This window comes from Kocuria sp. LUK (genome assembly GCF_021012935.1).
GTDB classification, from domain to species: Bacteria; Actinomycetota; Actinomycetes; order Actinomycetales; family Micrococcaceae; genus Kocuria; species Kocuria flava.
Genome location: NZ_JAJMZI010000002.1, coordinates 408,809 through 424,114, shown reverse-complemented (window position 1 = coordinate 424,114; position 15,306 = coordinate 408,809). Strand labels below are relative to the sequence as shown.

General features: G+C 74.7%; 15 protein-coding genes. 8 read left to right on the top strand and 7 right to left on the bottom strand.

The genetic code is table 11. The features are described from left to right. The first annotated feature begins 8 nt into the window (after positions 1 to 8). From LQU92_RS04725 to LQU92_RS04710, 3 genes are all read left to right on the top strand, one after another. Positions 9 to 1,682, top strand: a complete 1,674-nt coding sequence (locus LQU92_RS04725) for an amidohydrolase (RefSeq protein WP_230777827.1) — start codon at positions 9 to 11, stop codon at positions 1,680 to 1,682. Continuing rightward, positions 1,679 to 2,722 (top strand): GTP-binding protein, encoded by a 1,044-nt coding sequence (locus LQU92_RS15105; RefSeq protein ID WP_308071580.1) that lies wholly within the window; start codon positions 1,679 to 1,681, stop codon positions 2,720 to 2,722. Before LQU92_RS04725 ends, LQU92_RS15105 begins: the two co-directional genes overlap by 4 nt. A 277-nt stretch (positions 2,723 to 2,999) precedes the next feature. Continuing rightward, on the top strand, positions 3,000 to 4,025 hold the full coding sequence (locus LQU92_RS04710) for a peptidase (RefSeq protein ID WP_230777824.1): 1,026 nt from the start codon (positions 3,000 to 3,002) through the stop codon (positions 4,023 to 4,025). A 12-nt stretch (positions 4,026 to 4,037) separates the two neighbouring features. On the opposite strand, the gene LQU92_RS04705 is transcribed toward LQU92_RS04710, so the two are convergent. Together LQU92_RS04705 and LQU92_RS04700 are read right to left on the bottom strand one after the other, a co-directional pair. Continuing rightward, positions 4,038 to 4,373: a DsrE family protein gene (locus LQU92_RS04705; protein ID WP_230777808.1), complete on the bottom strand. Its 336-nt coding sequence runs from the start codon at positions 4,371 to 4,373 to the stop codon at positions 4,038 to 4,040. 48 nt (positions 4,374 to 4,421) lie between these two features. Continuing rightward, entirely contained in the window at positions 4,422 to 5,099 is a 678-nt protein-coding gene (locus tag LQU92_RS04700) for a Pr6Pr family membrane protein (protein WP_230777805.1), read from the bottom strand. An 86-nt stretch (positions 5,100 to 5,185) separates the two neighbouring features. Between LQU92_RS04700 and LQU92_RS04695 the strand changes: the two genes are divergently transcribed. Then, positions 5,186 to 5,629, top strand: a complete 444-nt coding sequence (locus tag LQU92_RS04695; protein WP_230777802.1) for a DUF1801 domain-containing protein — start codon at positions 5,186 to 5,188, stop codon at positions 5,627 to 5,629. Between the two features lie 9 nt (positions 5,630 to 5,638). Here the strand turns inward: LQU92_RS04695 and lhgO are convergent, their stop codons facing one another. The 5 genes from lhgO to betT form a co-directional block, all read right to left on the bottom strand. Continuing rightward, a complete protein-coding gene (gene lhgO, locus LQU92_RS04690; RefSeq protein WP_230777800.1) occupies positions 5,639 to 6,859 on the bottom strand; it encodes an L-2-hydroxyglutarate oxidase in 1,221 nt (406 codons plus the stop codon). 203 nt (positions 6,860 to 7,062) lie between these two features. After that, positions 7,063 to 7,758 carry a dienelactone hydrolase family protein gene (locus LQU92_RS04685; RefSeq protein WP_230777797.1) on the bottom strand — a complete coding sequence of 232 codons (696 nt, stop codon included), beginning with the start codon at positions 7,756 to 7,758 and terminating at the stop codon, positions 7,063 to 7,065. 189 nt (positions 7,759 to 7,947) lie between these two features. Beyond that, on the bottom strand, positions 7,948 to 9,570 hold the full coding sequence (locus tag LQU92_RS04680) for a GMC family oxidoreductase (RefSeq protein WP_230777794.1): 1,623 nt from the start codon (positions 9,568 to 9,570) through the stop codon (positions 7,948 to 7,950). A gap of 116 nt (positions 9,571 to 9,686) precedes the next feature. Further along, positions 9,687 to 11,180 carry an aldehyde dehydrogenase family protein gene (locus tag LQU92_RS04675; protein ID WP_230777791.1) on the bottom strand — a complete coding sequence of 498 codons (1,494 nt, stop codon included), beginning with the start codon at positions 11,178 to 11,180 and terminating at the stop codon, positions 9,687 to 9,689. Next, positions 11,177 to 13,324, bottom strand: a complete 2,148-nt coding sequence (gene betT, locus LQU92_RS04670; protein WP_230777789.1) for a choline BCCT transporter BetT — start codon at positions 13,322 to 13,324, stop codon at positions 11,177 to 11,179. The genes LQU92_RS04675 and betT overlap by 4 nt, the downstream gene beginning before the upstream one ends. Positions 13,325 to 13,501: 177 nt before the next feature. Between betT and LQU92_RS04665 the strand changes: the two genes are divergently transcribed. From LQU92_RS04665 to LQU92_RS04650, 4 genes are all read left to right on the top strand, one after another. After that, positions 13,502 to 14,032, top strand: coding sequence for a TetR/AcrR family transcriptional regulator (locus LQU92_RS04665; protein WP_101851120.1), 531 nt, complete (start codon positions 13,502 to 13,504; stop codon positions 14,030 to 14,032). A 3-nt stretch (positions 14,033 to 14,035) separates the two neighbouring features. After that, positions 14,036 to 14,416, top strand: coding sequence for a multidrug efflux SMR transporter (locus LQU92_RS04660; RefSeq protein ID WP_230777786.1), 381 nt, complete (start codon positions 14,036 to 14,038; stop codon positions 14,414 to 14,416). Beyond that, the gene (locus tag LQU92_RS04655; RefSeq protein WP_230777783.1) at positions 14,416 to 14,739 is read left to right on the top strand and encodes a multidrug efflux SMR transporter; all 324 of its coding nucleotides are present in this window, start codon (positions 14,416 to 14,418) and stop codon (positions 14,737 to 14,739) included. The genes LQU92_RS04660 and LQU92_RS04655 overlap by 1 nt, the downstream gene beginning before the upstream one ends. A 190-nt stretch (positions 14,740 to 14,929) precedes the next feature. Further along, positions 14,930 to 15,244: a hypothetical protein gene (locus LQU92_RS04650; protein ID WP_101851122.1), complete on the top strand. Its 315-nt coding sequence runs from the start codon at positions 14,930 to 14,932 to the stop codon at positions 15,242 to 15,244. Positions 15,245 to 15,306 lie beyond the last annotated feature (62 nt).

The window sequence follows — 15,306 nt, the reverse complement described above, 5'->3', positions numbered from 1 at the left end:
AGGACCCCATGGAGCCCACCACCGTCTACCCGGCCCGCCTCGTGCGCACCATGGACCCCGCCCGGCCGACGGCGGAGGCCGTCGCCGTGCGCGGGGACCGGATCCGCGCCGTGGGCACCGTCGCGGAGCTGATGACCTATCCCGGCGCGGTCCTCGACGAGCGCTACGCAGACACCGTGCTGCTGCCCGGCTTCGTCGAGGCCCACAGCCACGCCGGCTCCGGCAACGTGTGGGCGAACACCTACGTGGGGCTGGTGGACCGCACCGACCCCGACGGCCGCCGCTGGCCCGGCTGCCGCACGCTCGAGGAGGTGCTGCAGCGCCTGCGCGAGGCCGAGGCCGAGCTGGCCGACCCGGACGAACCGCTGCTGGCCTGGGGCCTGGACCCCATCTACTTCCCCGGCCAGCCGTTCGCGGCCGCGCAGCTGGACCGGGTCTCGGCGACCCGGCCGATCCACGTGGCCCACACCAGCGGGCACGTGTGCGCCGTGAACACCGCCGTGCTGCGCCGGTTCGGCATCGACGCCTCCACCCCCGTGCCCGGGGTGGTCAAGGACCACGCCGGCAACCCCACCGGGGAGCTGCAGGAGTTCGCCGCGATGGGCCTGGTCGGGGAGCTCACGGCCGGCACGGGGCTGCTGACCGTCGACGCCCGGGCGCTGCGCCGCTTCGCCCAGGACGGCGTCAACACCGGCACCACCACGCTCACCGACCTCGGGTCGATGCTGCTCATGGACGACGACGGCGTGGAGCTCTACCGCTCCACGGTCGACGACGGGTTCCCGGCCCGGCTCGACGTCTTCCACTTCGGCGCCGGCGTCGGCCCCGTCTCCCGGCCCCTGCCCGAGGCCGCCGAACGGCTGGTGCGGCTGCGGGAGCTGAGCACGGACCGGCTGCGCTTCGGCAACGTCAAGCTCATGCTCGACGGCTCCATCCAGGGCTTCACCGCCCGCCTGCTGGAGCCGGGCTACCTCCACGGCGAGCCCAACGGGATCTGGGCCGTGAGCCCGGAGGAGTTCCGCGAGGCCTTCGAGACCTTCCACCGGGCCGGGCTGCTGATCCACGTGCACTGCAACGGCGACCAGACCACCCAGCTGTTCCTCGACACCCTCGAGGCCGTCCTCGCTGCCCATCCGCGCCCCGACCACCGGCACACCTGCACGCACTCGCAGCTGAGCACCGCCGCCCAGTACCGGCGCATGGCCGCCCTGGGCGCGTGCGCGAACGTGTTCGCCAACCACATCTGGGCCTGGGGCGACCAGCACATGGACCTGACCGTGGGCCCGGACCGGGCCGCCCGGATGAACGCCGCGGCCACCGCGCTGCGGCTGGGCGTGCCGATCTCGCTGCACTCCGACACCCCCGTCACGCCGCTGGGCCCGCTGCACGCGGTCAAGCACGCCGTGACCCGCCTGACCGTCTCGGGGCGCGTGATGGGCGAGCACGAGCGGATCGGCGTGCAGGAGGCGCTCGAGGCCGTCACGATCGGCGGGGCGTACCTGCTCAAGCGCGACCACGAGGTCGGCTCGCTCGAGGCCGGGAAGTTCGCCGACCTCGCCGTGCTGGCCGAGGACCCGCTGGCCGTGGCTCCCGAGGAGATCGGGGCCATCCACGTCCTCGGCACGGTGGTCGGCGGCGACCACCACGCGAGCGTGGTCCCGGCCCCGGGCTCGGCGCCGTGACCGCCCGGCTCGGGATCATCGGCGGCTACCTGGGCTCGGGGAAGTCGACGCTGGTCAACCGCCTGCTGGGCGGGGTGCTGCCCGGGCGCACCGCTGTGGTCGTCAACGACTTCGGCAGCGTCAACATCGACGCCGACCTCGTCGCCTCGGCCTCCGGGGACACGATCGAGCTGACCAACGGGTGCATCTGCTGCCAGATCAGCGACGACGCCCTGCGCACCATGACCGCCCTCGCCGCCCGCGGGGACCTCGACCACGTGCTGTGCGAGGTCTCCGGCGTCGGCGACCCCGCCCAGCTGGCCGCGTGGCGGGCGTTCCCCGGCTTCTCCCCCGGCCCCGTGCTGGTCTGCGCGGACGCGACCGCCGTGCGGCGGCTGCTGCGCGACGCCTACGTCGCCGACACGGTCGCCCGCCAGCTCGCCGCCGCCGAGGTCGTCCTCGTGACGAAGACGGACCTCGCCGCCCCCGCCGAGCTCGAGGCGGCGGTCGCGGCGTGCCGGGAGGCCGCTCCCGGTGCCCGGCTGCTCGTGCAGGACCCCGCCGACCCGGGTGCCGCGGCGACCGCGGCCTTCGCCGGCCCCGCCCCGGCGCCTTCCGTCCCGCCCGCCGACGACGACGGCGCCGCGCGCCCCTCTCCTGGTGCCCCGGCTCCCGCGGCCCCGGCACCGGCGGCCGCGGCACCGGCCCTCGCCGCTCGAGCCCCCGCCGCTCCGGACGACCACGCGCGGACCCACGTGACCACCGCGGTGGAGGATCCCGGCCCGGTCGACGTCGACGCACTCGCCCGGGTGCTGGCCGACCGGTCCGGCTCCCTGGTCCGGGCCAAGGGCGTGGTCCGGGACCGGGACGGGCGGTGGCACGAGGTCCAGCTCGCCGGCGGCCGGGTCGACCGGCACCCGCGCGCCGCCGACCGCCCCGTCCCGGAGCACCCGGGCCTGGTGCTCATCGCCGCGGGCCCCGATGCGCAGCAGGTCCTGGACGCGGCTCGCACCGCCGCGCTGGGCTGCGCTGTCCCGCCCCCGGACGTCACCGCCCCTTAGCGCCACCCCGCTGGGCTCCGCGGCCCCGCCCCCGGAGGCCACCGCCACGAACCCGCAGCGCCGCCCGCGTCCCGCACCGCGCCGCCCGCAACGCGGTCCGGCCGCTGCACCCCGTCCCGAAGATGACGCGGATCCGCGCCGGCACCTCCCTGCGAGCCGCTCCCCGCGGTACGCTTCGTTTGCTTTAGTGATTCATTGTCGGCTCGGCGCTCCGCTCCGTTGCCCGCCCCTGCGGCGGGAGGACCTCGCCGCCCCGACGGGGGAACCGGGGACGTTCATGCACCAGACCGGCAGCACCGCGCCGCACCAGGGCCCGCGCGGGCGCCACGAGCCCGCGCCCGGCGTCCCCCTGACCGTGCGGCGGGCCCCGAGCGGACGGATCCCGCAGTGGGTGCTCGACGAGGCGGCCGAGCAGCAGCGGCGGGCCGGGCTGAGCCCCTCCCGCCGGCGCCGGGAGCAGCGGCGGGACGACCGCGCCGGGCGCCGGGACGCCCGACGGTGGGTGCGGGGCACCCGGCGCAGCAGCCGTGCTCGGCGGGCCTCGCCCGCGATCGGCGTCGTGCTGCTCGCGACCCTGTGGTTCACCCCGGGGCTGTTCGCCGACTACGCGCTGCCGGTCGTGCGCCCGTACCTGCCGAACGCGTCGGCGCCCCCGCCCGGGGTCGGGGCGGCCGACGAGCCCCTGGGGACCCCGCCGGCCGCGACCGGGACCGGGAGCCACCGCTTCATGGAGGCCCCGGACCCGGAGCAGGAGGTCCTCGCCTGGGACCCGTGCCGCCCGGTCCGCGTCGTCGTCCGCCCGGACAACGCGCCCCCGGGCGGGCAGCGGCTGATCGAGGAGGCCGTCGGGCGGATCTCGGCCGCGACCGGCCTGCAGTTCGTCGACGCCGGGACCACCGACGAGGCGCCCTCCTCCCGGCGCGATCCGTACCAGCCGGAGCGCTACGGACGGCAGTGGGCGCCGGTGCTCATCACGTGGTCCGACCCCGTCGAGCACCCCGACCTCGCCGGGGACGTGGCCGGACTGGGCGGCAGCACCCCGCGGCTGAGCCGGGACGGGACGTACGTGTCCGTGAGCGGGCAGGTCACCCTCGACGCCCCGGCCCTGACGCGGATGATGGACCGGCCCGAGCTCGTGCGGGCGGTGATCCTCCACGAGCTGGCCCACGTCGTCGGCCTGGCGCACGTCGACGACCCCGCGCAGCTGATGCACCCCGAGACCTCGGGCGTCACCGACCTCGCCGCCGGGGACCGCGCCGGTCTGGCCCGCCTCGGCGCGGGAACGTGCGCCCCGGACCTGTGAGGGGCTCCCGGCTCAGGGGCGCAGGTAGGCCCACCCCTCGGACTGGCGGACCACCAGGTGCGCCACCCCGGAGGACACGACCTCGGCCCGGGGGTGGAGGTCGGCCTCGCTCAGGCCGCGGGCGGTCAGGGTGTTCCGGCACACGCACAGGATCGCCCCGGCGTCCAGCAGCGCGGTGAGCTGCTCGGTGGGCGGCTCCGTGGCCACGGCGATCCCGGGGCCGTGGGCGACGATCTCCACCCGGGTCCCCGGCCCGAGGGCGGCGAGGAGGTTGGTGGTGTTCTGCAGCACCGCCCGGATCTTTTCCGGGGCGGCCTCGTTGAGGTGGATCAGCGCGCGGTGCGTCATGGGGGGGCCTTTCCGGTGCGGGGATGTCACGGCCACTGTAGCCAGCCGTCATCCCCCGGCCGGCCGGCCGGCCCGCGAGAGCCCCACGACGGCCGCGGCCAGGGCCGTGACCGCCACCGCGAGCACGGCCACCCACAGCGCCACGGCGCCGTAGCCGCCCGCCGAGGCGTGGGGGTCGAGGAACGGGTACGGGTACCACCAGAGGTTGCCGGTGCCCTCGTCCAGGACCGTCGGGGCCCGGAGCAGGGTGGTGGCGGCCCAGACCACGGGGTAGGCCACGATCCACCCGACCGTCCGCCACGGCACGGGCCGCCGCCCCGGGGCGAACACCCAGTCGACCAGGGCGTAGACGGGCACGACCGTGTGCAGCACCTCGTTGGCCCAGGGCTGCTCCAGGCCCGGCTCGAGCGGGACCTGCCGCAGCAGGGCGTTGTAGACGACGCCGGTGGTCACCGTGTACGTCGTCGCCGCCGCGCGCAGCGCCCCCAGCCACGGCGGCTCCGCCCCGCGGCGCCCCCGCAGGGCCCGGGCCCCGAGCACGAGGACCACCGCGTGGAACAGCGAGGTCTGGATCGTGAAGTAGCTGAAGAAGTTCACGACGTCGACCGCCAGCTGCTGGTCGCCCCGGTCGATCCAGAAGCGCAGGTGGACCAGCAGCCGTCCCGCGACGGCCACGACCAGCGCCAGGGCCGTCAGGGCGCGGGCCACGGCGAAGAGCTCGCGCACGGCTCCTCCCTTCCTGTCGTGTCGGACCGGGCGGCGATCCTGGTCCCTGCGAGGATCATCCTCCCAGCGACCGTGAGGAGCCCGCCGTGGAGAAGACCGGACAGTCCGTCGAGGAGCACCTGGCCGGGGTGAGCCCGAGGAAGCGGAGGACCGACGCCGAGCGGCTCCTGCCGCTGTTCACCCGGGTCACCGGGCAGCCGGCCGAGATGTGGGGAACCGTCATCGGCTTCGGCCGGTACCACTACCGGTACGCCAGCGGGCACGAGGGCGACGCCCCCGCCGCCGGCTTCGCCCCGCGCAGGGCCGCCACGACGATCTACCTCTACGACGGCGTCGACGCCCACCGCGAGCGCCTCGAGCGGCTCGGCCCGCACACCACCGGCGTGGGCTGCCTCTACGTCAAGGACCTCGACGCCGTGGACCTGGCCGTGCTGGAGGAGATCGTCGCCGCGTCCTGTGCGGCCCTCGGCGACGTCCCGTGGCCGGCCCGGGCCCGCGACGGCGGGAAGGACCCGGCCGGCGGCAGCTGAGTCCCGGGGCTACTCCTGCACCGGCGCCGCCGGCAGCCCGTGCTCGCGGGCCGCGGCCGCGACGATGTGCTCGGCGATCGCCAGCGACGAGGTCGCCCCGGGTGAGGGTGCATTGCGCACGTGGGTCACGCGGCCGCGGTGCTGGATGACGAAGTCGTCGACCAGCGCCCCGTCGCGGGTCATCGCCTGGGCGCGGATGCCGCGCGGGACCCGGGTGGTGCCGGCCCCGGCCAGGGAGGGGACGTAGCGCTGGGCCTCCTCGAGGAACCACCGCCGGGAGAGGACCGTGCGGATCTCGCGGGCGGCGGTGGGCAGGTTGCGCGCGGCGAAGCGCCGGAAGCCGGGGTGGGCGACGGTCTCGAGGGCGTCCTTCGGCGCGAGCCCGAGCCCGCGGTAGCCCTCGCGGGACAGGGAGAGGAACGCGTTGGGCCCGACCGTGGTCTCTCCGTCGATGCGCTTGGTCAGGTGCACGCCCAGGAACGGGTAGCGCGGGTCGGGGACCGGGTAGACCAGCCCGCGGACGTGGTCGCGGTGGGCGGGGTCGAGCAGGACGTACTGCCCGAGGAACGGCACGATCGCGGGCTCCTCCTCCCCGCCGGAGGCGCGGGCCAGGCGGTCGGACTGCAGGCCGGCGCAGACGACGACCAGGTCGAAGGAGTGGCGGCCCCGGTCGGTGTGCACGACCGCCTCCGCGGCCGTCCCGGCGATCCGCCGCACCGGTGTGCCCAGGTGCACGGTGCCGCCGGCGGCCACGACGTCGTCGGCGAGCGCCCGGGTGACGCGGGCGTAGTCGACGATCGCGGTGTGCGGTGAGTGCAGCGCCGCCCGGCCCACCGCCCGCGGCTCGACCTCGCGGATCCCCTCGGGCCCGAGCATCCGCACGTCCGGGACCCCGTTGGCCACGGCCCGCTCGTGGATGGTCTCCAGCCGGGCCTCCTCGGCGGCGTCGAGGGCGACGACGAGCTTGCCGCACTCCTCGTAGGGCAGCTCCCGGTCGGCGCAGAACCGCTGGAGCAGCGTGGCGCCGCGGCGGCAGAGCCGGGCCTTGAGCCCGCCCGGTTCGTAGTAGAGCCCGGCGTGGACCACCCCGGAGTTGTGCCCGGTCTGGTGGGCGGCGACCTGCGGCTCCTTCTCGAAGACGGTCACGGCGGCCCCGGGGAAGCGCAGGGTCAGCTCCCGGGCCACGGCGGCCCCGACGATCCCGGCTCCGACGACGGCGAACGACGGCACGGTCCCCTCCTGCTCCTGCGGCGTGCTCGGCCCACGGCCGGGTCGGCGGCGGGTTCTCGGCAGCGGTTCCCAGCACCCTACGCGCCCTGCCCTCCCCGCTCACCCTTCCCCGCCGAGTGACCCCGTCCGCGCCGGGTGACCACGGCACGGCGTGGTCAGTGGCCGGGAACGTGGTCACTCGCGGGGCGGGGCGGGAGCACTGCTCAGCGCACGTGCTCCTTCAGGAAGGCCACGGCCCGGGTCCACGCGGTGCGGGCGTGCTCGGGCCGGTAGTTCTGCCGCTTCTCGTCGTTGTGGAAGGCGTGGGGGGCGTCGTAGTAGTGGAACTCCACGACCGGGGCCGAGGACTCCCGGCGGATCCGCTCCTCGAGCGCCTGCGCCTTCTCGACCGGGTAGGCCCGGTCCTGGCGGGCGTAGTGGCCCTGCACGCAGGCCTGCACGGTCTCGTAGGACTCCGGCACGCCCTGGCCCACCCCGTAGAAGGGCACGGCCGCACTGACGCGGCCGCCCTCGTGAGCCGCGAGCGCGAGCACGAAGCCCCCGCCCATGCAGAAGCCGATCGCGCCGACGGTGGCACTGGTGACCGCCTCGTGCCCGAGCAGGTGGTCGACGGCCCCGCTCAGCAGCCGGGCGCCCTCGTCCTCGGGCAGCCGGGCCATCATGCTCCGGGCCTCGTCCGGATCGTGGGTGACCCGCCCGCCGTAGAGGTCCGGGGCGAGGGCCACGAACCCCTCGGCGGCCAGCCGGTCGGCGACGTCGCGGATGTGGTCGGTCAGCCCCCACCACTCCTGGACGACGATCACGCCGGGGCCGCGCCCGCCCTCCGGCAGCGCCAGGTAGCCGTGGGCCGTGCCGCCGGCCGAGGGGAAGGTGACGTTCTGGTGCGGGGTCTGCTCCACTGCGTGCTCCTGCGTCCGGTCGGGCGACGACGGCGGGCGGCCGCGGCGGCCCGTCGTCGTCAGTCTAGGCACGGGGCGGGCGCTCCCCCTCCCGCCGAGTGACCCCGTTCCGGTCGAGCGACCACGGCACGGCGTGTTCAGTGGCCGGGAACGGGGTCACTCGGGGGAGAGAGGGCAGCGCGCCGCCGCTCAGGCCGTCTCGGCGCCGGCCGGCACCGCCGCGGCCTGCCGGTCGGCGGCGATGAGCTCCGCCGCCCGCTCGCCGATCATGTAGACGGTGATGTTGGGGTTGACGGTCACCAGCTCCGGCATCACCGAGGCGTCGGCCACGCGCAGGCCCGCCACGCCCTTGACCCGCAGCTGCGGGTCCAGCGGGGACATCCCGTCCTCGACCGGGCCCATCCGGCACGAGCCGGCGGGGTGGTAGACGGTGTTGTGGGTCCGGCGCACGTAGTCGGCGATCTCCTCGTCGGTCTGCACGTCCTTGCCGGGGAACAGCTCCTCCCCCGCCCACTCGGACAGCGCCGACTGCGCGACGATCTCGCGGGCCTTGCGGATCCCGGCGGTCATGATCCGCATGTCGTAGCCCTCGGGGTCGGTGAAGTACCGGGGGTCGACCTTCGGCTTGTCCCGGAAGTCGCGCGAGCGCAGCCGCACGGTGCCGCGCGAGCGGGCGTGGGTGACGTTGGGGGTGAGGCAGAAGACGTTGTCCGCGGTGGGGTAGCCCTGCCGGTAGGTGTGCATGTCGAAGTTGACCGAGCCGTAGTGCATCATCAGGTCCGGCCGGTCCCCGTCGGGATCCACGCGGGTGAAGATCCCGGCCTCCCACCACTGGGTGGACTCGGTGACCATGGGCTGCTTCGCCTCCCACTGGATCACGCCCTCGGGGTGGTCCTGCAGGTTCGAGCCGACGCCGGGGGCGTCCACGAGCACGTCCACGCCGACCTCGCGCAGGTGCTCGGCGGGGCCGATCCCGGAGAGCATCAGCAGCTTCGGGGTGTCGATCGCCCCGGCGGAGACGACGACCTCGCGGCGGGCGCGCACGGTGCGGGCGGTGCCGAAGGCGTTGTCGACGACCTCCACGCCCACGGCCCGGCCGTCCTCGACCACCACGCGCCTGGCGTGGGTCGAGTGCAGGACCGTGAGGTTGGGGCGGTCCTCGGCGGGGTGCAGGTAGGACACGGACGAGGACGCCCGGGTGCCGTCGGCGCGGCGGTTGATCTGGAAGAAGTTCGCGCCCTCGACCACGGTCCTGCCGGTGTTGAACGGGGTGCGCGGGATCCCGGCCTGCTCGCAGGCCTCGAGCACGGCGACGCCGCAGGGGTCGTTGTCGGGGACCTGCATCAGGTGCACCGGCCCGTCGTGGCCATGGTGGGCCCCCGGGTCGTCGTTGGTCTCGAGCTTCCGGTAGAGCCGGAAGGCGGTCTCGGCGTTCCAGCCCTCGGCGCCGAACCGCTCCTCCCACTCGTCGAGGTCCTCGGCCGGGGCCCAGAACGCGATGCAGGAGTTGTGGGAGGAGCAGCCGCCGAGCACCTTGGCCCGGGCCATGCGCATGTGCGAGTTGCCGTTCTCCTGCTCCTCGAGCGGGTAGTCCCAGTCGTAGCCGGACTCGAGCAGCTCCATCCAGCGGTTGAGGGTGAGCACCTCGTCGACGCCCCGGTCGTGGGGGCCGGCCTCGACGAGCCCGACCGTCACGGCCGGGTCCTCGGACAGCCGGGCGGCGACGACGGCTCCGGCGGAGCCGCCGCCGACCACCAGGTAGTCGAACTCCTGCGGGGTCTCGGGGGCGGGGGTGGTGCTGGGCGTGGTCATGTCTCTCCTCTGACGGGTCTCGTCGGCCGGGGTGCGCCGGCCGGATGGCACCGGGCGGCGCCGCGGCGCCGTCGTCGTCGGGCACGGGAAGGACGACGACGCCGGGCGGGCGCGGGTCAGTGCTGGGCGAACCAGCCGGTCACGGCGGGGGCGGTGTTCTGGTAGACGTGCTTGAGCTCCTGGTACTCGCCCAGGCCGGTGGGCCCGAGCTCGCGGCCGAAGCCGGACTGCTTCATCCCGCCCCACTCGGCCTGCGGCAGGTAGGGGTGGAAGTCGTTGATCCAGATCGTGCCGTGGCGCAGGCGGGCGGCGACGCGCTGGGCGCGCCCGGCGTCGGAGGTCCACACGGCCCCGGCGAGGCCGTAGACGGTGTCGTTGCCGATGGCCACGGCCTCGTCCTCGGTCGTGAACGTCTCGACCGTGACGGTGGGGCCGAAGGCCTCGTCGTGCACGCAGTCCATCTCGCGGGTGCAGCGGTCGATCACGGTGGGGCGGTAGAAGAAGCCCTGCTCGAGGCCGAGCGAGCCATCGGCGGAGGCGCCGGTGGCGAACTCGCCGCCGCAGCGGACGCGGGCGCCCTGCTCGCGGGCGCGCTGGACGTAGGCGTGGACCTTCTCCCGCTGGGCGGCGGAGATCAGCGCGCCGGTCTCGGCCTGCTCGTCGAATGGCCCGCCGAGGCGGATGCCCTCGGCGCGGCGGACGAGCTCGTCGACGAAGCGCTCGGCGATCGACTCCTCGACCACCAGCCGTGCCCCGGCGGAGCAGACCTGCCCGGAGTGGACGAACGCGGCGTTGAGGGCGTTGTCCACGGCGGCGTCGAAGTCGGCGTCGGCGAAGACCACGTTGGGGTTCTTCCCGCCCAGCTCGAGGGCGATCTTCTTCACGGTCGGGGCGGCCGCGGCGGCGATCGCCCGGCCGGTGACCACGCCGCCGGTGAAGGAGACGAGGTCCACGTCCGGATGGCTCGCCAGCGGGGCACCGGCCTCGGCGCCGGCGCCGGTGACGAGGTTGGCCACGCCGTCGGGCAGGCCGGCCTCCCGGAGGACGTCCATCATGAGCACCGCCGTGTGCGGGGTGAGCTCGGCGGGCTTGAGCACGAACGTGCACCCGGCGGCGATCGCCGGGGCGATCTTCCACGCGGCCTGCAGCAGCGGGTAGTTCCAGGGCGTGATCATCCCGCACACCCCGACCGGCTCGGTGACGACGCGGGAGACCACGTCCGGGTTCCCGGCGTCGACGACGCGCCCGGCGTGCTCGGCGGCGCTCTTGCCGAACCAGTCGAAGCACGCGGCGATGTCGTCCATGTCGATCTCGGACTCGGCCAGGCGCTTGCCGGTGTCCAGGGACTCGGCGCGGGCGAACTCGTCCTTGCGCTCGCGCAGCCGGGCGGCGACCCGCAGCAGCAGGTCCCCGCGCTGCGGGGCCGGCACGGAGGACCAGCGGCCGTCGTCGAAGGCGCGGCGGGCCGCGGCGATCGCGCGCTCGGTGTCCTCGGCCGTGGCCTCGGAGACGGTGCCGACCTCGGTGCCGTCGGCGGGGCAGACGATGGTGCGGGTGCCGCCGGCGGCGGCGGCCTCCCAGCGTCCGTCGATGAACAGGGTCTCGGTCACGGCTGTGCCTCCTTGGTCGCCGCGGGGATCTGCCCCGTCGGCACGTCGCGGATGTCGGTGGACCAGTCGGGGTGGCCCTCGGCGCCGGCCTGGATCTTGGACGGGCCGGTGTGGATGCTCAGGAAGGCCAGGTGGGCCTCCCAGTTGTCGAGGACGTCGTTGATGAGCTGCTCGCGGTTCCAGTCCATGACGTCGGTGCCCTGCGAGCCGGTCTCGTTGAAGACCTCCAGGCGGTAGTAGAGGTCGGAGTCGGGGTTGGTGCGGAACCCGCCGAAGGCCGGGACCGGGGTGGCCACGGGGTAGATCTGGTAGCAGAAGTCCCGGTCCTCGCCCATCGGCACGGACAGCGTGTACTCGGACAGCCCCTGGTAGCCGACCTCCGAGCTGGAGAGCTGGGCGTCGTGGCCCTGGGCGCAGAACTCCTCGACGACCTCGGCGAGAGCCGGGGCCAGCACCTGCTCCTCGTAGCGGCGCACCGCCCGCGGGCCCGGGAAGGAGCCGATGCGGGTGAGCCGGCGCCGCCACTGGCTGTCGGGGCCCGGGGTGCGGGAGGCCGTCACGGAGCGGCGGGTCGCGGAGCGGCCCTCGCGCTGGGAGCGCTCGGCGCGCAGCGCCTTCCAGAACCCGATCATCACGAGGTACATCACGATCGAGAACGGCAGGCCGATGATCAGCGTGGCGCTCTGCAGGGTCGGGACCCCGCCCACGAGCAGCATCGCCAGGGTCAGCAGGCCGGTGGCCGCGGCCCAGAACACGCGCAGCCACTTGGGCCCGTCCTGGGTGGGGTCCTGGATGGTCGAGGTGAACGTGGACATCACGAGCGCCCCGGAGTCGGCGCTGGTGACGTAGAACAGCAGCCCGGACAGGGTCGCGAGCGCGATGAGCAGCGGCGCGCCCGGGTACTGCTCGAGCAGGGAGTAGAAGGCCCGCTCGGGGGTGTTCATGGCGGCCTGCCCGAAGGCGTCGTCGCCGCCGGTGACGATCTCCAGGGCGCTGTTGCCGAAGACCGAGACCAGGATGAGGATGAACACGAACGGCACGGTCAGGGTCGCGACCACGAACTCGCGCAGGGTGCGCCCGCGGGAGATCCGGGCCAGGAACAGCCCCACGAACGGGGCCCAGGCGATCCACCAGGCCCAGAAGAACAGGGTCCAGCCGGCCATCCACTCGGCCGCACCGGTGTAGGCGAAGGTGTCGAGGGCCATCGAGGGCAGCTCGGCCACGTAGTCGCCGAGGTTCTTCACGGTGGCGTCGAGCAGGAAGGACGTGCGCCCGGCGATCAGCACCCACGCCACGAGGGCCACGGCCATGAGCACGTTGAGCTCGGAGAGCCGGCGGATGCCCTTGTCCACGCCGGAGACGCACGAGGCGGTGGCCATGACCACGGCCACGACGATCAGGGCGGTCTGGGCGGCGACGCCCTCCTCGACGCCGAAGAGCAGGTAGAGGCCGTAGTTGAGCTGGACCACGCCGATGCCCAGGGAGGTGGCCACGCCGAAGATCGTGCCCAGCAGCGCGGCGATGTCCACCGCGTCCCCGGCCCGGCCGTGGACCCGCTTGCCGATCAGCGGGTAGAGGGCCGAGCGGATGCTCAGGGGCATGTTCCAGCGGTAGGCGAAGTAGCCGAAGGCCATGCCCATCAGCGCGTACATCGCCCAGCCGATCACGCCGTAGTGGAACAGCGTCCACACCACGGCCATGCGCGTCGCCTCGAGGGTCCCGCCCTCGCCGGCCGGCGGGCCGTAGTACTGGGTGACCGGCTCCGCCACGGAGAAGAACAGCAGGTCGATCCCGATCCCGGCCGCGAAGAGCATCGCGGTCCAGGTGAACAGGTTGTACTGCGGCTTCGAGTGGTCCGGTCCCATCTTGATGGTGCCCTCCCGGGAGACCGCGACGACGACGACGAACGCCGTCACCACCGCGGCGGTGAGCACGTAGAACCAGCCCATGTTGGTCGCGATCCAGCCGACCACGGCACCGATCACGGCGGAGGCCTGTTCGGGGGCCAGGATCGCCCAGAGGGAGAACAGCACGATGCTCACGCCCGAGCCGGCGAAGACGGCCCGGTTGACCTTCGGGCGGGTCCGCGGCACGCCCGGCGGCTCCGCGCTCTCGGGGGCGGAAGTGGACAGGGCAGCGGTCATGTCGGGTCCTCCTGGGAAGGGTGGTCCGGATCTCGTGGGGTCGCCCGCACGCCGGTCCGGGCGGACCGGGCGGGAGCGGGACGTCGTCGTCCCCGCGGCGGGCCGGGATCGCGCCCCGCGGGGCCCCGGCCTGCGTCACATGGTGTCACCAACCTTCCGGTTGGTAAAGTCTTCGGCATGAACTCCCCCACCCGCGACCGCATCCTGGACGCCGCCCTCGAGCTCGTGCGCAGCGGCGGCACCGTCTCCCTGGAGTCGACCGCGCGCCGGGTCGGGCTGAGCAAACCGGGGGTGATGTACCACTTCCGGACCAAGGAGGCGCTCATGCTCGCCCTCGTGGACCGGGTCCTGGACGGCTGGGACGCGGAGATGGCCCGGCGCCTGTCCGCCCCGGCGGAGCAGGTGCCCGCCGAGGAGCGCATCCGGGCCTACCTGGACTGGTGCCTGTCCGGGGAGGTCGACGAGACCGACCTCGTGATGCTCACCGACCAGCGGCTGCGGGCCACGCTCAAGAAGCACTGGGCGGAGCGGATCGCCCCGTGGGTGGACCTGCCCGAGGACCTGCCCGTGGAGCGGCGCACCCGCCTGCTGGCCGTGCGGCTGCTGGCCGACGGCGTGTGGTTCGCCGACGCCGCGGACGTCTTCGCCCCCGGCCCGGAGGAACGGGCGCGGGTGCGGGCGGTCGCCGACGAGCTGCTGGCGGGCTGAGCCGTGCTGCGCCGGTTCCTGCTGGGCGCGGCCGTGGCCTGCGAGGTGGCCGCCTCGCTGTCCCTGAAGGCCGCACTGGAGAACCCCGCCTGGTACGTCCTCGTGGTCACCGGCTACGCCGCCGCGTTCACGCTGCTGGCCGCGGTGCTGCGCCTGGGCACCCCCCTGGGGGTGGCCTACGGCGTGTGGGCGGCACTGGGCGTGACGCTCACCGCCCTCGGCGCCGCCGCGGTGCACGGCGAGGCCCTCACCCCGCTCATGCTCGCCGGGATCGTGCTGGTGGTGGCGGGCGTGCTGTGCGTCGAGCTGGGCACGGCCCGTCCCGGCGGGGCCCCGGAGCAGGCGCGGCAGCCCGTGGGCTCCGCCCGGCGGGAGGGCGCCTGATGGCCTGGCTGTTCCTCACCGGCTCGATCCTCACCGAGGTCGCCGCGACCCTGTCCCTGCGGATGGCTGCCCGCGGCCGGCCCCGGTGGTACGCCGCCGTGGTCACCGGCTACCTGATCGCGTTCACGTGCCTGAGCCTGGCCCTGGCCGAGGGGATGCACCTCGGGGTCGCCTACGGGATCTGGTCGGCCGCCGGGGTGGCCCTGACCGCACTGGCCGGCTGGGCGCTGTTCCGCGAGCCCCTCACGTGGGTCTCGGCACTGGGCGTCGCCCTGATCGTGGGCGGGGTGCTGCTCATCGAGCTCGGCGCCCCGGCCGCCTGACCGCCCGTTCCCCGTCCGGCCGACCGCCCGTTCCCCGTCCGGCATCTCTTCCCCCTGATCAGGACACATGCCGTTTCCGGAATACTGATCTGGACTTAAGTCCCCTGCCCCCGAGGGCCCCCGGGGCCTAGGGTCGGAGAGGACCCGTCCAGGTCCTCGGGCGGGGGAACCGACGACGAAGGGGGTCGCGATGACGGACCGGAACGACGCACACGGGGGCACCGCGCAGCACCCCTCGGAGCAGGTCGCGAAGTGGCTGGTGCTCGCGGCCATGGCGCTGTTCGCGGTGAGCGGGGCCGTGCTGCTGCTGGAGGCCCAGGCCTTCGGCTGGGCGGCGCTGCTGTTCGCGGCGGCCGCCGCCGTGGGCCTCTCGACCGGCACGCTGGGCGACCCGCCGCGGACCGGCAGCGCCCCGGTCCCGCCGGTCCACGCCGTCCGGCGCTACCGTCGCGACCACCCCGGCGCGAGTCTCGGCGAGGCGATCGACGCCCTGCGCGGGCACTGAGATCCCTCCCCGGAGCGCCGCGCGGACCCCGGCGTCCGCGCAGGGGCCGGGCGCCGCGCCGG